This window comes from Paenibacillus sp. LBL, from assembly GCF_029893715.1.
GTDB classification, from domain to species: domain Bacteria; phylum Bacillota; class Bacilli; order Paenibacillales; family Paenibacillaceae; genus Paenibacillus_AQ; species Paenibacillus_AQ glucanolyticus.
The window spans coordinates 296,241-321,512 of the sequence record NZ_JARXYU010000001.1; the positions used below are offsets into that span (position 1 = coordinate 296,241).

The following is a 25,272-nucleotide window of genomic DNA, read 5'->3' on the forward strand; positions in this document are numbered from 1 at the left end:
CTTACCCCTCCTCCAGATAATCGATGGATAGCTTCATGAGAGGTGCATGCTGCTGGGCTCCATACACATCGCGGTCGCCAACGCTGCCAGACGATATATCCCGCGACATCGTAATTTTGAAGCCCAGCGCCTGATCGAAAAATACCAGGTGATGAATCTGCTCCTCCCGAATCTGATACAACTCACATATCGTCCGTTTTGTAATGCGGCCGGACTGTTTTACTTGGTCATATTGCTCCTTGGAATCAAACAACACGTCTAATGTAATTTCGAAGGGGCCAGAGTTTTTACTTCGCAGCACCTTCGCCAAATCGCCGAGTTGAGTCACAGTTTGATCCTCCTTATCGATGCTCTATCCGAAAAGCATTATTTTTCATTTCCATCAGGTGGTACACGGAGAATTCATAGACAGGACCGAACTCGATATCGCTTGGCGCGAATGGAAATGCCAGGTTCCCCGCCGTTGATTTGCGGCCATCGTATCCGTAATGGAGGAACGTAGAGCGAACCGTTGCACAGATGCTGTTCGCCAGCTCCTGCGTCTTGGCCACCACTTCAAACATGACGCCAATCTCGTGTCCGGTGAACGACTCGGGCTCCTTGCTTCCGAGAACGCCGTTCTTGCCGTAATTATAGAATTGAATCTGGTAATCCGATTCCGGAATTTCCCGATAATATTCCCTGGCCTGATTGCGGACATAGTCCTCAACCTCTTCGAGCTTTCCGATGAGAATCGGGTCTCGGATCCCCGCAACAACGAACGTCCGGTAAGCTACTCGTCTTGCTCCTTCCAGCTTAATAAAGTATTTCTCAGCCGGAAGGAAACGGCTGCCCGTTACGCGAACGACGCCCTTCTCCACTTCCTCGAATCGGCAATGCTCCAGGTCGAGCGTAAATCCGGGCCCGTGCAGAATGTAGGGATGCTCCTTCTCATAAAAGGTATGTGCTGCAACACTCGTCGGGCTGCAGTTCCGGTCAGGATTAAGTGATTGAACGGTGAACGAATCGTCGCTTATCGTGCCGAGAATGCTATCCTTCGTTGTTCCCGGTTCCGCGCATAAAGCGCCGCATTCCAATATTTTGCCCAGGTGATAGGAAAGCCCCGGGTCCTTACCATGATAAATCCCAATCGCGGCAAACGGAGAAGGATCATAAGCACGGCCGCAAACGATGATATCCACACCTTGTTTAAGCGCTTCCACAATAGGTTCGTGTCCCATCTGTGCAACGATGCTGTTCGTCGAATCAATTAACTCGCTCGTCAGAGGCGGAATATTCGGACTCAGTGCCTTAATGCGTCCTTCCTCCTTCGCCTGATGGATCTCCTGCTGAGTAAAATCTGCCCATATGACAGAGACCTTGGCCTGCAGGCCCCGTTCATCCAAGATTTCATCAATGATATCGAGCGTCCAGTTCACATGGGTCTGAGCTCCCGAGCCGCCTGCCGAGCCGATGATGATGGGAATCTTCCGGGACAATCCATTCGTGATCATAATGTCCAGGTCTTTCTTCACCGCACGCTTGCTGACGATCGATACACCGGCGCCCAGCTTATGCGGTCCCCCATCCGTAGATCCCGCATCAACAACGATGCCGTGCAGCTCAAACTCCATCCCGTTCATGAAGGATTGTTCAGGAAATCCGTACCCCAGCATGCCGCAGGGTGATAGAATTCGAATGTCTGTATTCATCTGCAGTCCCTCTTTACCAAAATATTCACTCATGCCCATTGGATAATTGGATTATCCAATTTGTGTTAAAAAGGGGCGAGTTTCTCCCCTCTTATACATGAATGTAGTTTTTCTGTATGTTTTCTTTGACTCTGCTCAAATGGTTCAGCAAAGCCAGCTTCGCTTTCACCGGATCACGTTCCTTAATAGCTTGCATAATAAGTAAATGTTCCTCATAAACCTCGCTCTTGCGCCCTGGAATTTGGGCCGTCTTGCTCAGAGTCCGCTGGAGCAAATCCATATGCAGTTCAATCATATTGACGAGAACCACGTTATGCGTTGCTTTGGCAATCGACAAGTGAAAGGCCTGGTCAGGCTTCGAGCGATCCTCCGCCTCCTGATCGATCTGTCCCCACTTCTCGAAGGCAGCCTCGATCTCGGCAATATCCTCATCGGTTGCACGCTTAGCCGCCAGCTCCACAATCCCTGTCTCAAACAATTCCCGCGCCTCTAATAACTCAATAATGGTAGCGCGTTCGATATTGTCCAGAATGCGGCTGCGATCCTCGGCTACATCCAGTGCCTTGCTCAGAAAGCGCCCGCCACCAGGTCTTGCTTCAATGAGTCCTTCGCGCTCCAGAATACGAAATGCTTCCCGCAAAGTTCCGCGGCTGATGCCAAAAGATTGGGCCAGCTCCCGCTCCGTCGGAAGAACATCGCCCGGAGTCAGATTTCCTTCCAGAATCAGATTCTTGATCTGCTCAATAACATCCTCGTACACCCGATGATATTTAATCTTCTTAATGGTCATATGACTACCCTTTCTATCACTTCTTGCGCAAACGATAATTGGGTCATCCAATTAACCGCATGTTTAGCATAAACGCAACTGAAAAGGCTGTCAAGAATCAAAATAGCGCTTTCAAACACTTTATGCAGGTAGTTTTTCCCTTTTATCGCAATATTCCGGGTAATTGGGTCATCCAATTAACTCTTTTAAATTCACATTTTTTAATGACGGTTTGGATATTACTCTTCATTCCATGAGCAAGCTATGGGTAAAAGCTAGATTCCATTTCCCTACCCAAACAGCCCTGATCATGAACGTTTGTCCATGAACAGGGCTGATCTGAATCTGTAGGCTTTTGTTTATGAGGTCGGCATCATGAACGCCATTTTGCCCATATATATCTTATGCTTCCATACAACCCGCACAATAGGATAAATCCTCCGACGGCTGTAACTGCGAGCCATTCGCTGTTCCGCTCGATCATGCCAAAAGCCACCTCCGTCTGGAGGTATTCAGCCTGCTCGTACCCTCGGATTTCATCCAGATTCGGTACATATCTTTGGGTTTGAATCATCCCCTGCAGTACCATGAACAATAAATAACCGCCATATATCGCTGCTGCAAACAGTACGGATTCCAGCATAATTCGTTTACGGGTGATCATGTTTTATCGTGTCTCCTTCTTTTTCTCGGGCAATTTATTCTTAGATCCACATTACAATCACGCTTAACACATAAGCGGCGGGAATAATGAGAAGCTGGGCCAGCATCGTTCCGAAAAATCTTGAAACCATCAGCATCGTATACACTTTGCCCAGCTGATCTCTGGCTTCTTCATTCCGCGTAGCCTTGTCTGTGATCAAGCCAAGCTGCGGATCTATGAATATTGTCAAAATAATAGTGGCAATCCCGTTGATCAAACCGGAGGCTTGAGACGCCGTTGTGCTGTACTGCGGAACAAGATGGGCAGCATACAAAGATGACAGGACGCCCACGGTATAAATAGCCGTCACCACGACATTCATGAATATAAATCGCTTAGGTATCCCTAAGTACCGGAACTGGCTCCACTTCAGATTCGGCTTCCGGACGTAATGCCTTGTATTCTTGAGCTGTCCGATGGTTACGCTGGAGACCAGTTTCGGAATCGATCCGGCAACCTCCAGCTTACTGATAATTCTGCTGAACAAGTTCACGAAGGTCGGAAACAGCGCAATGGCCATGATCGTTCCGATTGAAGCGGCTAACAGAATCGCCCTGAAATAAGAGAGCACGTCAAATGTGGGATGTTCTCGTGCATAATCAACAAACTTGGCTGTAAGCGGGGCCTGGATCAGGTTGGACGTTCTGGACACCAGCACGATAATCCCTGTCAGCGACAGCGCCACAGCAATCTTGTTCAGCTTCACGCCCGCATACCTGACGGAGTAAGACAAGGTCTCAGCCGTATGAATAACCATCGTAAGCAGAAATACAACGATCAAACTCTGAATCATCGAGGATTCCTCCTCCCCCTAATAAGCGGATGATCCCACCGGTTCATCATAGCGTTACTCTTCACTCCATTCGATCAAAAAACACCGAAATCAACTATTAATATATGTATCCCTGTCATCATCGGAATAGTACGTGCCCTCCCAGTTCTCTTCCGTCCATTGACTTCACATTCCCACTTCAAGACGTCGTTGGCTCATATCCACGCCTCCCTCCTGTTTACCGTTTAATCCATGCCGAATCTCTTATCTTAGGTATAATCAACGTTTATTCGGGTGTTCGTCTCTGACGAGAGACGTATCGCATCTAGAACGGCTTGTGCCTTGTGGCCATCCAGGAAAGTCGGAATATCCGGCAAGGTTTGATTTCCAGCCAGGGTGCTATAGATGCCATCGACCATCTGATAAAAACCATTATAGTAATGCACCGCCGGAGCTTCCAGGCTAGCCGGGGCATGAACCGGCTCAAGATCGATTCTCTCAAATGAACCGCCGAAGCTGCATTCAAGAGTATCATCATTACGCATCATCAGCGTCCCCTTGGTCCCGTGGATCTCCAGCTTCCAGCCCGCTCCGCGGATTCCGGGAAAAAACACATTCGCAACAAGTGAGGCCCCGCTTCTGAAGCGCCCAATGAAGGTAAACGCATCGTCCGTTTCCCTGACTTCAAGCCCGTCGTCTCCGCTATATGTCGGTATCTGTGTTCTCAAATCGCCGTACACGTCCGTAATCTCCTCGTCCATCCACCATAGAAGGGAATCGACCATATGGGACCCAATTGCAAACAAGAATCCCCCTCCCTCCTCACGCCGCGCTTCCCAGCCACGATAGGAATTCGCAAGCACGCCATGTCCAGAGAAGCTCCCTGTATATTGAATATGCTGGATATCTCCAAGCTCTTTGCCTTGCATCATACGCTTGATGCGTTGTCGGATTGGTGTCCATCTCCATTGAAAATTAACGAAGGCTTTGCGCTTGACCCGTTCTGACTCCGTCAGCATGTGCAATGTTTGCTCCGCATTCATGCCGAGGGGTTTCTCTGTCAGGACATGATGACCGGATTGCAGCGCAAGCATCGTCATTTCATAATGCTGGCTGGGAGCCGATGCAATGGATACGAGATCCAGCTGTTCTTTCTCCAGCATGTCGCGCCAATTTCTGTAATGCTGAATTCCCTTCCACGTATGCTCTTCAGCCTTCTGCTGCCGATAGACACTCGCAATCGATTTGACCTCGAATCCCGGATGCAACGAGAAGATGGGGGCATGAACATGGCCACCAAACCCCGTCCCGATAATTCCTACTGACAATGGCTTCATGATTATCACCTCGTGTTCTCTCGTATTCTCGTATGAAGTAGGGTCGTGCTACGCCAGCTCTTCAACTGATGGGGAAAGCTGTCCTATGATCTTTGTTGGATAACTAAATTGCTGGATAACTAGATTGCTAAAGATTACCGGATTACTAGATTCTGACCTGCATCAAATATGCTCCCGTCCCACCCAGGAAATCATGGCCGAAAAAAACGTTCTTCTCTTCCAAGTATGGCGGCAAGCGGTTATATGGGGCTCATCATCAATCATCCAAAATCACCTTACCATGGTTGTTATATGTATTAATTCATTCTCATTTCGCAACATCAGGACAGCATACAAATAAACGTCAAGCTAACCGCCTGATGTTTATTTTAACATTTTTCCCCTCGTTCGTATCTAGAGGCTAGTGACCGGAATACCCACTCTTCAATTGTCATCTGATGCAAGTAGTTGCCATGCTCTCCCCCATTATCGTCCTGTATTCGCTAAAATCCCGTGCATAGATAATGCCGCCCCCGCTTGTCCCTGCATAACGCCGTTGGTTCATTCGGTAATGAAGTATTCAATTAGAAAAGTGGATGCACCCACAACTTTTTCCAGAATTGTTGTGTTCATTATAGAAAGGAGCGATGCCCATGAGAAAATATCTTATCACCTTCGTGTTGTTACCCTTATTCCTGCTGGCCATCGGATGTACCCCTAAATATGAGGAGCCTGTCGACGGGTACACAACCTCTTCCATTCATGGCGATTTCCCCATCCCGGAAAGTTCGGCACTATTGGAGACCATATCCTCATCCGAAAATCCCAACATTGACAACGGCGTTAAATATGAAATAAAGGGCATCGGCGGGGAGCAGGGCTTGTCCACGCCAGAGCGATACATCCAAGAGATACAGGATTCAGGATGGACGGAACTGAAGGATAACCGGCTGGGTCATGTCTACTTTTTCAAAAAAGAGGATACGGTGATTTCACTGGAAATACGCCAGGATTCCATTACGCTCTACGAAATGACGAAAGACGCCATTATTTAAACTGAATTCATATCAACGTAAAGAGAAGGACCGTGTGTACTCGGTCCTTCTTTTGTTTTATCGCTGTAAATCCTTCGCAGTATATCCTTTTTCACATTAAATTGTTGATACCGGATACGCCATGACACTCATCAAGGCATTCTCTGCCTGAGTGGAATCCAGACGGCTGTACTGAACAAACACAGGCGCACTGCTGGTTACTTCCATCGCATAGGGAACACCCGAAGGTATGCCTTCTCCATCCTCCGCTGCAAGCGAACTGGTCCGTATGTGCTTGGTTCTTTGGGCTGGAACGATTGTTTCCATTCCGAGCAGGGGGTCACGATCCTCGAAGTAAGCGTGAACCGTAATCACCACATCCTGATCGCTTAAGTTCAAGACACAGACCGACTCATGACTGGTAAGCTCTCCACTGCTCACAGGAGGAATGTAAGCGTCCGGGATGATCCATTGTTTCTCGCCTTTTGACATGCCGTAATCTCTCCTCGTGTATAAGGTATTAGAACCAATTCGCTGTTCACAACCGAAGTTCCTTGTATGACGAATCATCCCCCGCAAAATAAAGGCTATCGCAAATAGAGAGACAACGGCTGAAGACCAAGCCCTTTCAAAGCGCCAATCACCAGCTCCGCCACATTGACTGCACCGCGCTGCTGAAAATGGGTATTATCCATCACCCCTTGCGGGAACAACAGAAATTCACCGGGTGCTCCCCACATAAACACCGATTTTGTCCCATCCGGCCCGAGTCGGTTAAAATACTCCAAACTCAGCGCAGCAAGATCCACCAAGGGGACCTGCTCCTCCACCGCCAATTCCCGAACAGCTGTAATATAATCTCCGTGCGTGTCCCTCAGCCTGCCATTGCAATCAAAATAACGCCGATGGACAGGTGTTAGCAGGATCGGAGTGGCCTGCTTCTCCCGGCAAACGTCAATGTATATTTTCAGAAACTCCTTGTATGTGGTAAAGGGTTCCGTATATCTCTCCTCGTCCCGCTTCTGATCGTTATGACCAAACTGAATCAGCATATAATCATGCGGCTTCAGCTTTTCCCGAATCGGATCCAGAAGCCCCTCAGCTATAAAGCTCTTGGAACTTCGGCCCGAACGCGCGTAATTGCTAACAGCAGCATCGGCCTTGATATGGGAAGGCAGCATTTGCCCCCAACCGGTGTAGGGAAATCCGCCCGCTGGCTGGTTGGTCACCGTCGAATCTCCCGCCAGAAACAAATGGCAGGCATGCGGGGAAGCTGCTACCTCCATGGCATTAATCCGGGGAGCGCGGCCGGAAAAGGACAGCATGATTGCGCCTTGGACAGCCGGCACCGTAACGCTGTATCGTTCAAAGTGACCTCCCTGTGTCCGCAAACCATCCAGCAGCATCTGCCCTTCCGTTCCCCGGATGGAGGTTTCGGTATCAAACCAGGCATCACCGATCAGCAGGTGCAAGGTGTACAGACCATCCGGCACATCGATTTGAAATGCCGCATTCAGCGGGATTACAAAATCTCCCGATAACGTCTGCTCCCCCAATCGGTTCACAGCGGATAACGGAGACAGGGAATGGAAGCCGTAGCCAAGCTCTGGACTATATAAGGTCTCTGCCGTTATTTTGATATGATCATGACACGGTGTTTCTGTTCCAAAATCAAACTTGTACATAGTACTTTACACCTCCCCAAGGCTGCTGTTACCCTCTGAACCATTATGTACCGCACGCCTCCCGAAATAAATCCAAATAACCGTCCATCTTGTTTAAATAACCGACTGTATCTTGAAACCTTGCACTGGTTTACTGCCCAATAACAATATTGACAGCGTTTACAACCCGGTACATAATGTGTACACAACATTTCAAGGTCAAGCACAAGGAGACGTTGCCGTGCAAAAATGGAGTGCCATCTATAAAAATATGAAAATCAAAAACAAACTCTCACTTCTTATCAGCCTGATTGTTGCGATGGCATTTACCTTCGCCGTCATCGTCCAGCAGTATGCGTTCTCCATCTACGACGAGCAGCTGTACCTCAAATCATCCCAGGTTCTGCACCTGTCCTCATCTGCCATTGAGTCAGAGCTCGAGCGGATCGAACAGCTCTCCTTCAACATCATAACCGATACCCAGATCCAAAACCTGTTGCGCTCCATCTCGGGGAGCGACTCTGATTATGACCGGCTCATACTGAGGCAGCATCTTGTGGACCGCCTTCTGAATTATGTCGGCTCCGAGCCCATGCTTTATTCCATCCACTTGATTGACTCCTACGATAAACAGCATGATGTCGGCAGCATCGTTCCAATTGATCCGGCTAAGAAAGAACATATCCTTCAGCTTGCCGGGGATGCCGATGGCGAGGAACGCTGGATCTACCCTGACGAACAGGACTCGGCCCTGTTACTTTCCCGGGAAATACGTTCCTATACCGGTACGCTGTTCGACCTGCATTACTTGGGGACCATCATTATCCGAATCAATATGGATAAAATCGTTCGCAAGTCCGCTGGCGGGGAAGGGGATCTGATCATGACTGCGGGTACGGATCTAATCTATCCGCAAACACCGCACTTTGATCCGGCAGCTATTCAATCCTCCCTGTCATCGGGAAACGGATACCTCACGCGTGAAATGGACGGCCATACCTATTTCATCGCACATAACCGCTCCGCCAATACGGGCTGGACTTATATGAACGTCACGCCATTCAACCAAGCCTTCAAGCAAATCATATTCATTAAAGAGCTCGTCATTATCGTGTTCACGATGATATTCGCTGTTGCGATCCTGCTCGGTATACGGTTCAGCCGAGGGCTGACACGTCCCATCGAAAGTCTTATTACCCGGATGAAACTCGCGGAAAAAGGAAACTTTGCAGAAGCCAATGTTCTGCCCCAGGATGCGACGCCTGTAGCCATGAATGAGCTGGGCCTGCTGCACCGGACATTCCGACTCATGATCGAGAGAATCAATGCCCTCATTACCGAGAACTATTCGAACCGGCTGTTAATTAAAGAAACCGAGTTCAAAGCACTGCAAGCCCAGATCAATCCCCACTTTCTGTATAACACCCTGGAATCCGTGAACTGGCTGGCGAAGATGAACAAGCAGTCTCAAATCTCCGATATGGTGCAGGCCCTGGCTTTCCTTCTCCGCAACTCGGTCAGCCTGAAAGAACCGATTCTGACGCTGGGCGAGGAGCTGGAGATTGTCCGGAATTACATCCTCATTCAGAGGTTCCGGTTTGAAGACCGCCTCCAATTTACAATGGATGTACAGGAGCAGGACTGGCAGCGCCCCATTCCCAAGCTGACCCTTCAGCCCCTGCTTGAGAATGCCATCCATTATGCACTGGAGCCTTCAATTGAGCCTTGCCGAATCATCTTGTTCTGCAAGGAGACCCCCTCCGCTTTCTGTGTTGTGTTGGAGGATGATGGCCCTGGCATGGGGCCGGATACGCTTATGCAACTGCGAAGCGGCAATTTGACAACCAGTGGTAACGGAATCGGACTGTTAAACATCGATGAACGAATCAAGCTTGCTTTTGGCGAACATTATGGCTTAACCATTGACAGCGGGCCGGGGCTTGGAACCCGGGTGATTCTGTCGTTACCTAAATAACGGAGGGATTGTTCGATGTATAAGGTTCTGCTTGTGGACGATGAACGAATTATTCTGGACGGCATATCCCAGATGGTAGACTGGCCAGCATATCAGACCATACTTGCAGGCACTGCCCAGAACGGGATCCAGGCATATGAAAAAATCATGAGAGAGGCACCGGATATCGTTGTTTGCGATATTCGCATGCCCGGACTGGATGGGCTGGAGCTCGTAGCCAAAACCTACGCCTCCCATCCCCATATCAAATTCGTGCTGCTGTCTGGCTTCGGCGAATTTGAGTATGCCAACCGTGCCATGCAGTACGGCGTGAAGCATTACCTGCTGAAGCCTACCGACGAGATCAAAATCGGCGAAGCCCTGAAGGAGGTCATTGGCGAACTGACGGCATTGCAGCATAAGGAGTCATTCATTCAAGAGATGAAGGGCCGCCTCCGCAAGGTGCTGCCTCACGTCAAAGAGCAGGTTCTCAAGGAGTTTGTCACCAACAAAACCTATGGACGTCATGACCTGGAGGAATACCGCAGCTTGTTTCAATACAGCTTCGATCAACCCGTGCGCCTGCTGTTGTTCCAGCTGGAGGGCAACGTGGAATTTGAGCATCAATTCGCCGTAAAGAATATTGCCGAAGACCTCCTAGACTCCACCCTGCTGAGCACTACCATTGGGCAGCAGGTTCTGGTGCTTATCGAGAATCGAGACGATGAACAGCTCCATCAACAGCTTCAGGATATCCGCTGTACCTTTAAACAGTATTACAAGATGGATGTAACGATCGCCATTAGCGATCCCGGGCCTGTTACTCTGGCGCGGAAGCTCTACCGGGATACATTGCAGTGCCTCAACTACCGCTTCTACTTGGATGAAAGCGGGATGATCACCACAGAGGATACCCTTCATAGTGGCAGCCTGGAGGGAGGTTTTGTTCTCGATGAGGAACGACTGTGCATGCCTGTCCGATCCGGTCACCGCAAAGAAGCGGAGCTTGCCCTGGCAGAATTCGTTCAAGAGCTGAAGCGGGCGCAGCTCAGCATTGAACTGACCAAATCCTACGTGATCCAGCAATATGTGTCCCTCATCCGTCTAACCGACCCTGAACAGATGCAGCAGCGATATGCGCGGATTCCGGAAATCGCCGAGATGAGCACCTTGCATGCCATTCAAGCATTTCTCGAAGACACGGTAAGGGAAATTACGCAGCGGAACTTCGAGCAGAACAAAGTCAAATACAATGCCATCGTTCGCAAGGTCGTTGAGATCATCGAACAGCAGCTTGGGAACTCGGAGCTTACGCTCAATCTGGTAGCCAATGACATGCTGTATATGAACGCAGACTATCTCGGCAAACTCTTCAAGAAGGAGACAGGCGAGAAATTCTCCAACTACGTTATGAAATTACGGATGAAGCGTGCAATCGAAATGATGCAGAGCGACCCGGATATCAAAATATTCGAGATGGCGGAGCTGCTTGGTTTCGGTGACAATCCTCAATATTTCAGTCAGGTATTCAAGAAGCAGATCGGCTGTACACCCTCCGAATTTATGAAAAAATAGAGGTTAACTTGTACGTACATCTCTGCTTTTTAAACAAACTGCACGGTTTTTTTCCTTACTCTTTCCCCTCTAACACAAGATAATTGGGAATGTAAGCACTAACATTTAGGGTCGATATGGTTTATTAACAAAGGGGAGGAAATGGAATGAAAAAAGTATTAACCGCAGTTCTGATGTTTTCCCTGATTGGAAGTTTGATCGGCTGTTCGGGCGGCGGTGCTGCAGAGACGCCGGCAAGCAATGAAACCGGAACCGAGACACCGCCAGCTGCTGCGAGCGATAGCAAGGATCCGGTCAAACTCCGCATTGCATGGTGGGGCGGACAATCCCGGCATGATTACACCCTGAAGGTCATTGAGATGTATGAAGCTCAGAATCCACACGTCACAATTGAGCCTGAGTACGCCCCGTTCGATGATTACTGGAAGAAGCTCGCTCCCCAAGCGGTGGCCGGCGGACTCCCGGACATTATTCAGATGGACATCTCCTATCTGAATCAATACGCAGGCCGGAATCAGCTGGCTGATCTGAAGCCGTTCACCGAGAGCGGCGAGCTGGATGTGGCCGACGTCAGCGAGAATGCGCTGAGCGGAGGCGAGGTCAACGGCAAGCTGGTTGCCTTGAATCTCGGCGTGAATGCACTCCAAACAACGTTCGACGTCGAGACAATGAAGAAGAATGGCATTGACATTCCATCCAAGGAATGGACTTGGGACGACATGGACAAAATGGGGGCCCAAGCCAAGGAAAAAGGACTGCAAATCGGGGGCTTTGCTTACCGGCATGACGTCTTCTTCCCCTATTATCTAAGAACCATCGGCCAGAAAATGTACAGTGCCGACGGCAAGACGATCGGATACGGCGATGACCAGGCGTTCATCGATTATTTCACCCGCTACCAGAAATGGTACGACAACGGATATATCCTGTCTCTGGATAAGGAAGCCCAGAAGAAAGGCGTAGCCGAAGAAGATGAAATCGTTCTTGGCAACTCCATATCGGGTACCGGCTGGTCCAACCAGTTCCTCGCCGTGGCCAATCTGGTGACTGATCGTCCGTTGGAGCTGAATCCCATGCCGGGTCCCGGAACGAAAGACGGTCTCTTCCTGAAACCTTCCATGTATTTCTCGGTCACCGAAACCTCGAAGCATAAAGAAGAAGCCGCCAAATTCATCAGTTTCTTCATCAATGATATCGAAGCCAACAAGCTGATCAAGGGCGAACGCGGGGTGCCGGTATCCGCCAAGGTGAAGGAAGCGCTCAAACCGCTGCTGTCAGAGAACGAAGCCAAGATCTTTGACTATGTCACTTGGGCGGAAGCCAACAGCACGCAAGGAGATCCTCCGAATCCAATCGGAGCAGTTGAGATTGAGAAGCTCCTGCGCGATCTCAGCGAACGCATCCTGTTCAAGAAAATCTCGATCGAAGATGCCGCGGCTGAGTTCCGCAAGGAAGCCAACGCCATTTTGGCCAGATCTCAGCAGTAACCAGAACATGGTTAGACAAGGCATCTCCCGCACGTCTTACCTGTGTGCGCAAGAGATGCCTTTTTTACATCAATGACCCCAACACGGGGCGTTATCAAATCTGAATTGTAGGGGTTGAAGATCATGAAGAGACTCCGTGAGAACGAACATATTACGGGTTATGTATTCTCTGCTCCGTTCGTTCTTGGCTTTCTCATCTTTACGTTATATCCCATCCTGTCATCCCTGTATTATTCGTTTACGAATTACAACCTGATGGAAGCGCCCAGGTGGCTCGGTCTGGCCAATTATGAACGATTGTTTCTGGAGGATGACAAAATCGGCAAGTCGTTTCAGGTCACCTTCACCTATGTATTTGCAAGTGTCCCCCTTCGCCTCATCTTCGCCCTCTTCGTTGCCATGATTCTGAATACCGCTACCAAGGCGGTAGGACTATACCGTTCTGCCTTCTACCTGCCATCGCTCATCGGCGGCAGTGTGGCTGTAGCCATCATGTGGCAGCAAATCTTCGGTGACAAGGGGCTCGTGAACTCTGCCCTGTCCTTGTTCGGGATTCATTCCACCACGTCTTGGATTGGGAATCCCAGTACGGCACTCTGGACACTGATCGCTTTATCGATCTGGCAGTTCGGTTCTTCGATGATTATATTTCTGGCCGGGCTCAAAAACATTCCGAGGGATTACTATGAAGCTGCCAGCGTGGACGGCGCCAACGCGGTCCATCGCTTTTTCAAGATTACGCTGCCCATGTTAAGCCCCATCATTTTATTTAACCTGACACTTCAGACCATATCGGCGTTCCTCACATTCACCCCCGCCTATATCATATCGCGCGGAGAAGGCGGACCTCTGGATCAGACGCTGCTCTATTCACTTTACTTATACCGCAAGGCGTTCTCGCATTTTGAAATGGGTTACGCATCAGCGCTTGCCTGGATCATGCTTCTTATCGTCGGTGTCCTGACCTTGCTCATCTTCAGATCATCTACCCGCTGGGTTCACTACGAGTCGAAAGGAGATTGACGGTTATGACCAAATCCAGACGCATCCTCTACCACACCCTGGTCGGATTGTTCGCCCTCGGCATGACCTATCCGATTCTGTGGCTGGTGGCAAGCTCGCTTAAGCCCAATCATGAAATATTTACGACCGCCTACAGCCTGATTCCAAGCCGGCTTGAATTCTCGAACTATGCCACAGGCTGGAAGGGCTTTGCAGGGACCACGTTTGCTACCTTCTTTACAAACTCGTTCATCATTGTCATCATCTCCACGATCGGGGCCGTGGCTTCCTCCGCCCTTGTTGCCTTCGGTTTGGCTCGAACCCGGTTCTTCGGACAGCAGTTCTGGTTTGCCTGCATGATGATTACGATGATGCTGCCGCATGATGTGGTGATCGTCCCGCAGTACGTGATGTTTGCCAAGTTCGGCTGGCTATCATCCTTCAAGCCGTTGATTGTACCCCAATTCTTCGGCATTCCGTTCTTCATCTTCCTCATCATGCAGTTCATCCGCACCATTCCGAAGGAGCTGGATGAAGCGGCTAAAATAGATGGCTGCAGCAAATACGGGATATTTTTCAGGGTGGTCGTGCCTTTGATCGTGCCTGCTCTGATTACTTGCTCGATCTTCTCCTTCTACTGGAGATGGGATGATTTCATCAATCCGCTGATCTACTTGAACAACCCGGAGAAATATCCGGTGTCTCTCGCCTTGAAGCTGTTCCTCGATGGAGAGTCGCTTAACAACTGGGGCGGGATGTTTGCTATGGCTACGCTATCGCTGCTGCCGGTCGTCATCGTTTTCTTCATCTTCCAGAAATACATTGTGGAAGGGATCAGCACGACCGGACTGAAAGGATAATCAGCTTATTTTGGTTCCCATGACACGATAACCTTCCCATCTGATCAGGAGGCCCATTATGAAAGGAGTAACTGTTATGCCAACACTCGTCTTTGATGAACAGCGTATTGAGCAAGTGATCGACCAGGTGGTTGACCGAACCTTCCGAATGGATTTCAGCTGGGATTGGCCGGGCGGAGTCGCTTTTTATGGAGTTTGTGAAGCCTACGCTGCAACCGGAAAGAAGAACTATATGGAGCAATTAAAAGCTTGGGTGGATGAAAATATGGAGGAGGGCCTGCCCAAGCTTTCGGTCAACGGCGTCTCCATCGGCCACTCCCTCCTGACCTTGTACGAGGTTTATGAGGATGAGCGGTATATCGAAACGGCCAAGGAAATGGCCGAGTATCTCACGCATGATGCGCTGCGTTTCGGCAACGGCATCTTTCAGCATACCGTTAACTCCGAAACGTATAACTTCCCGGAGCAGGCGTGGGTCGATACGATGTTTATGGCAGGATACTTCCTGCTTCGGATCGGCGTAATGCTGGACCGTGAGGATTACTTCGAGGATGGCTTGAGGCAGTATCACGGCCATGAGGATTATCTGCAGGATCCCGTCACGAATCTGTATTATCATGGCTGGGACAATATCGCCGGCAATCATATGTCAGGCGTCTTCTGGTGCCGGGGCAATGCTTGGGCCGCCATCACGATGGCACGTGCCCTGGAGCTTGTGCCGGTCACGCATCCATCCTTCATGATCATCGAAGGCTCGCTGCGCGACCAGCTCAGCGCCCTGGTCCGGCTGCAGCATGAATCCGGCCTGTGGCATACGATTACGACCGATCCGCAATCCCCGCTGGAAACGTCCGGCTCGGCCGGCATCGCCGCCGCCCTTCTAACCAAAGGACGCATCTATAATAAATACACGCAGAAATCGATTGACGGCATTTTGTCCAAGATCACCGAAGATGGCACCGTTACCGGCGTATCTGCGGGAACGGCCGTCATGAAGGATACCGCAGGATACAAAGGCGTGCCTGATAAGCGGATACAAGGTTGGGGTCAAGGGTTGGCATTAACCTTTCTCGCGGAAGTGCTGAAGATCAAGAGTAATCCTTATTGATTATATGAGATACAAAAAAGGCAGGATTGCAGAGGATCAAGTTCGCCTCTACAGCCTGCCTTTTGTTATATGCGTTTCCACAAGCGATATTTTATTGAAAAATAACCGGTTAATATGACAGCTGTAACAAGGATAATTACATTTAATATCATTGCTTTATCGCCCCTTTTCCCATCGCTAATCTTAACGCGATTCTGCGTCTACGTTTCTTATCGATTGTCCTCTGTCTCGTCCTCGCTGCCATCCTCTGCCTGCTCGTCAGCCTTCTTCGGATGCGGCGTTCCGTCAAGTCCGTAGACTTCGTCATAAGCGTCGAATATCTTCCTCGCAATCGGCGCGGCGCTTTGCGAGCCGAAGCCGCCTTCCGGCACAACAACGGCGACCGCCAGCTTCGGGTTATCGCGCGGAGCAAAGGCGATGAAGACGCCGTTATCAAGGTTAACACCTTTATATGATTGCTCGGATGTACCTGTTTTGCGGGCAAAATCATATTTAAAATCTTCGAAACCCGCGATACCTTGTGTATTCATCCCCTGTTTAATGATTTGCCAGTATTGCTTGGGAAAATGAACTTCATTAAGGACCTCGCGCCCGAATTCCTTGACCACTTTTCCATTCTGATCCGTTATTTTGCTGACCAGCTGCGGCTTGATTCGCTTGCCTTCATTCGCCAGCATCACCGTGTATTGAGCAAGCTGTAGAGGGGTGTATTTCCCCTGCTGACCGAAGGAAGCGTAGGCTAACGCCGCCAGATTACTTCCCGCTGCTTTTGTATCCGTATAATTTTTCAGTCCTTTATGCTCCTTAGGCAAACCACTCCCCGTTACTACTCCAAGACCAAACTGCTCCATATACTTATCCCAGACCGTAACGCCCTTCTCGCCGCCATACTTGTTGACTAACCTTTTGCCAACCCAATCGATCATGAAGGCATTCGATGATTGCTGAATCGCTTGCTGAGGTTTAATGGGTCCGATTCTATGGCCGCTGGAGTTACGAATTTTCGTTTCGCTTCCTTCCCGACCTATCGAAGCGTACCCTTGATCAGGATACGTATCATTAGGGCCAAATAATCCTTCATTCAACCCGATCAGTACCGTCAACGGCTTGATAACGGAACCGAGAAAGATCATGGATTCGAACCCGTGTCCCGATCTGCCTGATCCGTATATCGTGATCGTGCCATTACCCGACGAGTCCACGACATCCTGCGTAATTTTGCCTCCGCTTCCCCACACATTCGAGTCGTAATCCGGCATGGTGGCCATCGCGACCACATGGCCAGTATCAATTTCCATGGCGACGGCATAGCCGGTGACAGCATCCTTATGAAGTTTGCCCGACACAGGGTTGGTATGAAGATATTGAAGCCGATCCATAATGGCCTGCTCAGTCGCGACCTGAATGTCCTTATGGATCGTGGTGTGGATATTCAGGCCTTTTTCGGGGGCAACCATCGTCGGTACGCCATCCACCATATTCTGCGGATTAATCGGAATACTGAGATACCCGCTCTTGCCGCGCAGCTCCTCCTGGTACATCCGCTCTAATCCGTCATAACCGATCCACTCTTCTTCCGTATAAATTAATCCCGGATTATCCTGATCCTTGTTGCTCTGATCAATAGCCTGATAATCCTTAAGGTCTTTAGAACCTTTGAACTTCTTTAGATATCCGATCGTCTGAACCGCCACCGTATCCGGATCGTAGTGCCTTACATTCTCCTCCACAATCTGGATGCCGGGGAATTTCGCACGGTTCTCCATGAAATAAGCGATTTCTTCCTTGGTCAAATCTGACTTGATAAGTCTGGGTTCATAGCCATGCTGCTTGATATATTCCAGATCCAGGTCATCCATCACATTCTTTACAGTCTTCTGTTCGATGTTCGGATCCCCATACTTGTTAAAGACCTGAACGATCCGCTTAGCCATCTCCTCCGCTTCCGGCTGATTGGCTTTCCCTTTGTCCGTCTTCTCACTGTAATCCTTCATGAGTGTGATATACAGGGAATTCGAAGCTGTAGAGTAGGCAAGTTTCTCGCCAGAGGCGTCGATGATGCTGCCCCGGATCGGCTGCAGCGGAAAGTGCTTTTGCTCTCCCCCGGATTCCTGGCTAGCCAGCTCCGGGCCTTCAACGAACTGCAAGATGGCCAAGCGCACGATAATGATACAAAAGATTAAAAAGGCACTGAAAAAGAAAATGTTGATCCGTCCATGGAATCTGCTCTTCGTTTCCTCTTCATCCGGTACGTTTTTGTAAGGTCTAAAACCCATCACATTGTCTACGCTCCTTTGTTATATGTATTAATCCAGCCACGTTGGCAGATGCGGGTTGTTCTCGAATTCGAAGATTCGCTGCAGCTGCTCCTTGGTATTCCTTTCTTCAGACAGCGGCGGCAGCTCGTCCTTATGGAAAAAACCGACCGCAGAGGTCTCGGTTCCCACTCCTGCCGATCCACCCGTAATGTCGCACTGAATGAACATTTTGTACACATGGAAGGCAGAAGGCGGATGGTTATGAAATTTCTTGTCCAATACGGCCAGCAGCCTGGCTGCACGTACTTCATACCCCGCTTCTTCCTTCACTTCTTTCACAACAACTTCGGACGGAGACAGACCAACATCCGCCCAGCCTCCCGGCAGCGCCCAAGCGCCGTCTGCCTTCTCCTTCACCAGCAGCAGCTTCCCGTCTTGAAAAACAACCCCTCGGACATCGACCTTCGGCGTCTGATACCCGGTTTCACTAGCAAACAGCGTTCGAATCATCTCGTTGCCTGCGCCCGTATACTCCTGCATGATCGTGATGCTAAGCTCCCTCAGCTGCTCAAACCGCTCTTTGTCATAGACGTCCTTCGTATATTCCAATCCGGCTTGACTGATCGCCTGCATCTCTTTTGCCCACTCTAACCATTTCAATGTCATGTGTCCCATCCTCTTTATAAGAATCTCATATTATATAACGCCTGCTGCTTATGATTGGTTTATAATGGAAGTGTTTGATTTCAAAATTATAACATATTTACTAGCCCATATAGGAAGATCGTGATAGATAAGGGGGATTTCCATCATAACGAAAAGCAAACGCGCGATACTATACGTGCTCCTGCTCATTGTCATATTCGGAAATCAAGCTGCTTCGAAGCGGATATTCATGGTGCAACGAAGATCATTGCTCCACGACGGATTCAGCCATGCCCAGGCTTGAAGATATGACGCCGGTTGTAGCCACAGGCGGAGCGGTCATCAAGACGACACCGCCCGAAGGCATTAACGGTTTCGCCCTTCAAAACCTGACGGAGCCCGGCAACGACGGGTACACCGTACCGACCACCCCCGGTTCCTACCTGTACGAAATTCAGTGTACATGGCCTCAGGACCAGGGACGCGCCAATTTTTATTTTGCCGTGACAGTGGAGTAGAACTGCCATATGTGGGTATAAACATGTTGGTGTTCCTATGGACTCAGTTGAACCCTTCAATTTTCAATGGCCCATAAAAAAACAGCCCCGGTTGAATCCTGGGCTGCTTTTCGTTTGATCCCTATGACGGCGTCGATTTCTTCTCTTCTTTTTGATTGGTTCGGATTAGGGCATACGCCAATTGTCCAACCATTCCGAGGAACAGGCCTGTTCCGACAACAATGTAAACCATCGTGAAGGTTTTTCCAAGCGGTGTCTGCGGTACGAATTCCGGATGGCCTATCGTGCTCAATGTCACAACGCAGAAATAAAGAGCGTCCAGCACCGATAACCCCTCTTGTTTAGTGTAAAACATCGTACCGGATATCAGCATGATGACAATCAGGACGAACAGCGCCAGAAAATACCGCTGCTTAAACGCTCGAAACAATCCGCTTAAGAGACGCTTTAATGTTAATACAAAAGATAGCATACCGATAACCGTCCTATTCTATGACTGGAGTATACGTTATAAATACCACATTCTTCTATTATATCAGTGTTTGCAGCTGATCAGCTATACTCAGGGGTGAACGGAGATAATATTTCCTTCCGCGTCTATACTGCGGAATATGAAACCCCCGGTCTGTCCATAGGGTAATGATTCATATTCCACGGCATACCCTTGTTCCACATCCATTTCGATATATATCCCGGACGAAGCTTTAATTTGATCCAGATTATCGATCAGCTTATCTTCCCATGGCTCATTGGTGACCAGAATTTTCTTACTGTTGGGCTCAGGCGTTTCAACCGCCAGCAGCGTGTCGTACATCCCGTCACCATTCCGGCTGGCGGACCAAATGCGTGTGAAGGGTCCCTCTTCCGTCCTGTGTTCCAGAACGACGGCATTCTTGACCCTGTGCAGCAGTCCCCATTTACTCTCTACGGCTGTTACGATCTTCACATGACCATCATGCCAGACGATCAGTTTGTGCTGATCCCCGATCTTCTCGTAGAGCTTATCCCCCGTATAGGCGGGATGGAAGCGGCGCATGGCCTGCTCTTCATTGTAGACATAACCGCCGAAGAACAGCGGCATGTAACTGATGACAACCACTACAGCGGCCAGTATGAAAAAGATTGTTTTTTTCATCATCACATCTCCTGCCATCTCTTAAAAACTTCCGCAACCTTATCAGATCCGTTAGCCCTGAAGTGTCAGCAGCTCCCGAATTTCCGCCTCGGTCCAGCTAGGCAGCGACACTTCCCCTGGCTGAACCAGCTCCTCAATCAGGTTTTTCTTCTTCTGCTGCAGTGCATACATTTTATCCTCGATCGTATCCTGAGCCACTAGGCGAATCACCTGCACAACCTTCTTCTGACCGATGCGATGCGCCCGGTCTGTGGCCTGCTGCTCAACGGCCGGATTCCACCACAGATCGTACAGGATAACCGTATCGGCCCCCGTCAGGTTCAGGCCCGTTCCACCGGCCTTCAGCGATATCAGGAATACCTCGCGTTCCCCCTCGTTAAAGCGCTCGCAGAGCTCCACCCGTTCGGCAGACGGGGTTTGCCCATCCAGATAAAAACTCGGAATCCCCCGATATCCAAGCTCTCCGGCAATTAGTTTCAGCATCCCCGTAAATTGGGAGAATACCAGCATCCGCCTTCCTGCAAGACGACATTCCTCGATGGTCTCCAAGAGCTGCTCAAACTTGGCCGAACTTCCCTCGTAGCCTTCAACAAAAAGGGCCGGATGACAGCAGATCTGCCTCAGGCGGGTAATGCCTGCCAAGATGCGAATCCGACTCTTCTGGAAGCCGTCCTGCGCCAGATGCTTGAGCGTCTCTTGTCTTAATTTTGCAAGATGGGCGGTATACAGCTTCTTCTGCTCCATGAGCAGACCCGATGCCTGAATCGATTCGATTTTCTCCGGCAGTTCCTTCAGCACATCCGACTTCAACCTGCGCAGCAGGAAGGGACGCACCCGTCTTGCCACGGTTTCTTTCGACAATTCATGGAAGGCCTTTCGGTCACCGAAGAGAGCCGGGAAGACGGCATCATAAATGGACCACAATTCCTCCAGACGGTTCTCTACAGGCGTGCCTGTGAGTGCAAACCGATAGCGCGCATGAAGTGTTTTTACGACCTGAGCCGTTTGGGTTGCATAATTTTTGAAGGCTTGGGCTTCATCTAATATTAACGCTGCAAACGACAGCTTTGCATATCGTTCCACATCTCTGCGAAGCAGCGGGTAAGAGGTAATGATAACATCCGCGCTGCCCGCGCTTTTGATAAGCTGCCTCCGCTCGGTCTGCACCCCGTCAGCAATGACAGCCTTGATCTCCGGCGCGAACTTCTTGAGTTCGTTATGCCAGTTGTAGAGCAGTGAAGCCGGCGCAACGATGAGCGCAGGTTCTTTATGTTCTCTGATCTCAGGAAGCACCGACAGAATGAAAGCGATGCTCTGAATGGTTTTTCCCAACCCCATATCATCTGCCAAAATGCCGCCGAATCGATAGTGGGCCAAGGTCTTCATCCACTGAAAGCCTAATTTTTGATAATCCCGAAGGATGGGTTCAAGACTGGGTGGAACCGCAAAATCCAGATGATCCGGATTCTTCATATTCTGAAGCATTCGGCGCAAGGATCGGCCAAGCTGAACCGTTGACCCGGAATCCTCCCAATCCATCAGCTGCAGCCCTTGGACCGCCGGTAATTTAAACGCTGTACCATCCGTCGATAGCCAAGGGCCAATCCGATTCATCAACGCAACCACCGCCTGGAATTCATCACTTTCAAGCGGTAGAAGTGCTCCGTTAGGCAATCGGTGATATTTACGCTTCTCCTCGAGCGATTTGACGATTTCCCGGATTTCGGCTTCCCGAATTCCCTCCATATCGAACTTCAATTCAAGCCAGTCCGTCCGTTCATCAATATCCACTCGAACTTTGGCACCCATAGGTTCTGTAAGAACACGTTCCTTCACGGCCGTTGTTGCATAAACCACCAGCAGTTTCTCCAGCTGCGGGACTGTATGATACAGAAACTCATATTCGGCAGCTTCATCGGTCATAAAAAAGCCGTCATCGGTCTTGGCGAAGGAGGCGTCCTCCATAAGCGTAAGAATCCGCTGCTCCGCCTCACCATCGCGAACCAGGATCGAGCTGCTGTCCCGTGCTGCGCGGTGTCCTCCCAGCGGATTGATGGTGATGTCGCCGTATTGAAAATCCAGTCCCGCTAACAGCCGTCCACGAACCCGATCCAGATACAGCTTCGCTTTTAAGGGTGTTTTCACGATCCGGTCTGATACGGTCTGTGCCACATGAACGCTGCCAAGCTTCATTAGTCCCGGAACCACCCGCTCCATAATGGACTCCATCATCTCCGGCTGAATCCGGATCTGCGGTTTAAACGATGTTTCCAGCAGCAACTTCATCTCGGCCAGCCTCCGGCAAGCATCCAGCTCTATGTCAATCAGCTTCCCGTCCGCAATGACTAGCCCGTATTCCTCGAGAACGGTCATGCGATCCAATCCCTCTATCTTCATAAGATAGTGATCATCCCCGTCTTCATCAAATTCGAATTGGAGGGGGATTGGATCTTGACTAAACTCCAGCTTATCCGTGAGGACCCCATCCAGGGACAAGAGGGAATCAACGGAACGATCCAGCATTGCCCTGACTTCGGGCCAAAACGTCGGAGGTATGATCAGCATCCGGTCGCTGCCCCCGTTTCTGCCATGGTTAGGCATGGCCAGCGTCTGCTGCAGCATCCGTTCATGATCGTAAATGCGGATCAGCGCTTGAAGGATATCGTCGTCCTCTTTCTTAAAGCTGTGCCGCTCCGGATCATAGACGAAATTCTTCGTGAACACACAGGATTGTCCGTGCTTCAGGCACATCAGGAACTCTCTGATCCGATGGACGATATATAAGCGTTTCTGACCTATTCGCAGCTCAATGCCAAACAGATGTTGTTGATTTCCGTAAGGGAATAATTTAAAAATGCATTCCAGTTCCAATACCTCACGCGTATCAAAACGGGAGGCTGCCGTGGACCTTTGGCTCCCGGAATAAGAGAACAGACCGAGCAGCTGGCTGCTCAACACCGCATCATCCTCGCTACCGCCGGAACCTCTGCGCAGCTCCGCTGAGAACCTGGGGGTCATGCCTCCATCCTCGCTATGCTTGCGAGCAGAAGTATGCAATAACGACGGATAAGGACGTTTTGGCGCTTCTGCCGTCTGTTCAATATCCCGGATGTTCAGGAGCACCGCTGCAATATGTCTGCATCGCTTACGGGATAATCCATAGTCGGTGCAGCTGCATTCGGCGAGTACATCTCCGTTCGAGTCAATCTCTGCATAGACGATGCCGGACTCCCTGTCCCTCACTTCCGCCTCGTACTTCCGGCTGTCGGGATCTTGAATCCGCATCGTTACCTGCCCATCTCTATATAAGACCCCACCGCGATCGTAGGAGGTTTTTCCGCACAATAGCTTGATCACCCGTTCGGTCAGCTGGTAACCCATAACCACTATCCTTTCTCTCAATACTGCTAAAAAACAGTATACCACTTTGTGGCGAGTGGCTAATAATACACTTCCATTGATTTATTCGCTGAGCTTTAGGCATCAAAAAAAGAACCTGCGCTATGGCAAGTTCTTCTTCGGTTTCTCCTAGATCCACGCCCAATTGCGATTCTCTTATTCACGTTCTACTTTATAACCATATCCAAAAATTCCTCTTGAGAAAGGGTATATCATTCTCTTTCGCCCATTCCTGAAGCTCATGTATGGATCGGTCTTCATTCTCCAAGAATTGAAAATGGATTCTCGATGGAACAATCCGGCTGGAAGAGAGCCTTCAGAAGAAGTGCTCCTCTCTTTACTTCTTCACGATCTCCGTCAATGCCTTATGCAGTTTATCGTACTTAAAATCAAACCCCGACTTCATCAGTCTGTCGGGAATAACCCAGCGGCTCTTAAGTATAAGCTCCGTTTCGGTTTGGATCATTCGGGCCCCGAGCTCGAGCAGCCACTTGGGTGACGGCAGTCCGAACCTTCGGTTTAACGCCTGCCGAAGCAGCTTCATCAGTTCCCTATTTGGTACCGGATGCGGGGATGCACAATTGAAGATACCACTCAGCTCTTTATTCTCCTGCAGGAACAGAACAATCCGGTACAAATCCTCGACATGAATCCAGCTGAACCTCTGGTTGCCTGTACCCTGCTCTCCACCCAGCCCGTACTTTACCAGATTCATATAGGGTGTCATAACGCCGCCGTCAGGACCTAACACAATGGCAATACGCAGCGCAATTTGCCTTGTGCGGTCAAGCGGGAATGAGAAAAATGCCCGTTCCCATTCTTCCGCTACCTTAACGGAAAAACCGGAGCCAATCTCTCCCGATTCCTCCGTCATCGGCCTATCCTCGGCATGTCTGTAGATAGTAGCGGTACTGGAATTAAACCACGTGAGGGGAGGATTCTCACAGGCTTGAATGGCCCTTCCCAATCGTTTCGTTGTATCGATTCTTGATTTCAGGATCAGCTCTTTATTCCGTTCATGATATCGACAGTTTACGGATTTGCCCGCCAGATTAATGAGCATATCGGCTCCCTCCAGCGCTGCAACCATGCCTTCATGATCGTCCCACGAAATATGCCCTTCCTGGCGGGATATCATATATACTTGTGCTTGTTCACTCGTGAATTTTTTCTCAAAATAACTTCCTATAAAACCTGTTCCACCGGCCAGAACGATCTTTTTCATAGAATAGAATCAGCTCTCTTTTCTAAGTTATATCTGAACTACCTCTTTCCATATATCGAAAGTCCATTACACTATACCATGAATCAAGTACGGGTTTAACGCAAAAACATCTTCTTCACAGAAGATGTTTCAACAGAAAGAGATTCAAGATCGGCGT

Annotated in this window: 22 protein-coding genes; 8 read left to right on the plus strand and 14 right to left on the minus strand. The window is 49.7% G+C overall.

The genetic code is table 11. The features are described from left to right. Position 1: 1 nt before the first annotated feature. From M2277_RS01450 to M2277_RS01475, 6 genes are all read right to left on the minus strand, one after another. On the minus strand, positions 2–328 hold the full coding sequence (locus M2277_RS01450) for a DUF4387 domain-containing protein (protein WP_006211472.1): 327 nt from the start codon (positions 326–328) through the stop codon (positions 2–4). Between the two features lie 13 nt (positions 329–341). Next, positions 342–1,691, minus strand: a complete 1,350-nt coding sequence (locus M2277_RS01455; protein WP_036641907.1) for an acyclic terpene utilization AtuA family protein — start codon at positions 1,689–1,691, stop codon at positions 342–344. Between the two features lie 91 nt (positions 1,692–1,782). Next, complete coding sequence (locus M2277_RS01460; protein ID WP_006211474.1) at positions 1,783–2,481, minus strand: FadR/GntR family transcriptional regulator; 699 nt, start codon at positions 2,479–2,481, stop codon at positions 1,783–1,785. A gap of 352 nt (positions 2,482–2,833) precedes the next feature. After that, positions 2,834–3,124 carry a hypothetical protein gene (locus M2277_RS01465; RefSeq protein ID WP_006211476.1) on the minus strand — a complete coding sequence of 97 codons (291 nt, stop codon included), beginning with the start codon at positions 3,122–3,124 and terminating at the stop codon, positions 2,834–2,836. 40 nt (positions 3,125–3,164) lie between these two features. After that, on the minus strand, positions 3,165–3,956 hold the full coding sequence (locus M2277_RS01470) for a lipid II flippase Amj family protein (protein ID WP_148246871.1): 792 nt from the start codon (positions 3,954–3,956) through the stop codon (positions 3,165–3,167). 248 nt (positions 3,957–4,204) lie between these two features. After that, a complete protein-coding gene (locus M2277_RS01475) occupies positions 4,205–5,272 on the minus strand; it encodes a Gfo/Idh/MocA family protein (protein WP_280753968.1) in 1,068 nt (355 codons plus the stop codon). Between the two features lie 632 nt (positions 5,273–5,904). Here M2277_RS01475 and M2277_RS01480 point away from each other — a divergent pair. Then, entirely contained in the window at positions 5,905–6,306 is a 402-nt protein-coding gene (locus M2277_RS01480; protein ID WP_280753969.1) for a hypothetical protein, read from the plus strand. A 96-nt stretch (positions 6,307–6,402) separates the two neighbouring features. Here M2277_RS01480 and M2277_RS01485 read toward each other — a convergent pair whose 3' ends face one another. Continuing rightward, on the minus strand, positions 6,403–6,777 hold the full coding sequence (locus M2277_RS01485) for a sensory rhodopsin transducer (protein WP_036641899.1): 375 nt from the start codon (positions 6,775–6,777) through the stop codon (positions 6,403–6,405). Positions 6,778–6,872: 95 nt separating this feature from the next. After that, positions 6,873–7,970: a rhamnogalacturonan acetylesterase gene (locus M2277_RS01490; RefSeq protein WP_280753970.1), complete on the minus strand. Its 1,098-nt coding sequence runs from the start codon at positions 7,968–7,970 to the stop codon at positions 6,873–6,875. Positions 7,971–8,190: 220 nt separating this feature from the next. On the opposite strand from M2277_RS01490, the gene M2277_RS01495 reads away from it, so the two are divergent. The 6 genes from M2277_RS01495 to M2277_RS01520 all read left to right on the plus strand — a co-directional run bounded on the left by M2277_RS01495 (position 8,191) and on the right by M2277_RS01520 (position 15,935). Next, positions 8,191–9,924, plus strand: coding sequence for a cache domain-containing sensor histidine kinase (locus M2277_RS01495; RefSeq protein ID WP_063480080.1), 1,734 nt, complete (start codon positions 8,191–8,193; stop codon positions 9,922–9,924). Between the two features lie 15 nt (positions 9,925–9,939). Beyond that, positions 9,940–11,478 (plus strand): response regulator transcription factor, encoded by a 1,539-nt coding sequence (locus tag M2277_RS01500; protein ID WP_036641895.1) that lies wholly within the window; start codon positions 9,940–9,942, stop codon positions 11,476–11,478. A gap of 146 nt (positions 11,479–11,624) precedes the next feature. After that, entirely contained in the window at positions 11,625–12,965 is a 1,341-nt protein-coding gene (locus tag M2277_RS01505; RefSeq protein WP_036641893.1) for an ABC transporter substrate-binding protein, read from the plus strand. A gap of 123 nt (positions 12,966–13,088) precedes the next feature. Beyond that, on the plus strand, positions 13,089–13,988 hold the full coding sequence (locus M2277_RS01510) for a carbohydrate ABC transporter permease (protein ID WP_006211485.1): 900 nt from the start codon (positions 13,089–13,091) through the stop codon (positions 13,986–13,988). Positions 13,989–13,993: 5 nt separating this feature from the next. After that, positions 13,994–14,827: a carbohydrate ABC transporter permease gene (locus tag M2277_RS01515; RefSeq protein WP_006211486.1), complete on the plus strand. Its 834-nt coding sequence runs from the start codon at positions 13,994–13,996 to the stop codon at positions 14,825–14,827. A 76-nt stretch (positions 14,828–14,903) separates the two neighbouring features. Further along, entirely contained in the window at positions 14,904–15,935 is a 1,032-nt protein-coding gene (locus tag M2277_RS01520) for a glycoside hydrolase family 88/105 protein (RefSeq protein ID WP_280754298.1), read from the plus strand. A gap of 209 nt (positions 15,936–16,144) precedes the next feature. On the opposite strand, the gene M2277_RS01525 is transcribed toward M2277_RS01520, so the two are convergent. Together M2277_RS01525 and M2277_RS01530 are read right to left on the minus strand one after the other, a co-directional pair. Beyond that, on the minus strand, positions 16,145–18,211 hold the full coding sequence (locus tag M2277_RS01525; protein WP_481857757.1) for a peptidoglycan D,D-transpeptidase FtsI family protein: 2,067 nt from the start codon (positions 18,209–18,211) through the stop codon (positions 16,145–16,147). Positions 18,212–18,241: 30 nt separating this feature from the next. Beyond that, entirely contained in the window at positions 18,242–18,859 is a 618-nt protein-coding gene (locus M2277_RS01530) for an NUDIX hydrolase (RefSeq protein ID WP_063455942.1), read from the minus strand. A gap of 188 nt (positions 18,860–19,047) precedes the next feature. Between M2277_RS01530 and M2277_RS01535 the strand changes: the two genes are divergently transcribed. Beyond that, positions 19,048–19,356, plus strand: coding sequence for a hypothetical protein (locus M2277_RS01535; RefSeq protein WP_216642867.1), 309 nt, complete (start codon positions 19,048–19,050; stop codon positions 19,354–19,356). 121 nt (positions 19,357–19,477) lie between these two features. Here the strand turns inward: M2277_RS01535 and M2277_RS01540 are convergent, their stop codons facing one another. The 4 genes from M2277_RS01540 to M2277_RS01555 form a co-directional block, all read right to left on the minus strand. Next, the gene (locus M2277_RS01540) at positions 19,478–19,828 is read right to left on the minus strand and encodes a potassium channel family protein (protein ID WP_006211489.1); all 351 of its coding nucleotides are present in this window, start codon (positions 19,826–19,828) and stop codon (positions 19,478–19,480) included. A gap of 90 nt (positions 19,829–19,918) precedes the next feature. Beyond that, positions 19,919–20,494: a hypothetical protein gene (locus M2277_RS01545; RefSeq protein ID WP_280753972.1), complete on the minus strand. Its 576-nt coding sequence runs from the start codon at positions 20,492–20,494 to the stop codon at positions 19,919–19,921. Between the two features lie 48 nt (positions 20,495–20,542). Then, entirely contained in the window at positions 20,543–23,872 is a 3,330-nt protein-coding gene (locus M2277_RS01550) for a DEAD/DEAH box helicase (protein WP_280753973.1), read from the minus strand. Between the two features lie 355 nt (positions 23,873–24,227). After that, entirely contained in the window at positions 24,228–25,115 is an 888-nt protein-coding gene (locus tag M2277_RS01555; protein ID WP_280753974.1) for a TIGR01777 family oxidoreductase, read from the minus strand. Positions 25,116–25,272 lie beyond the last annotated feature (157 nt).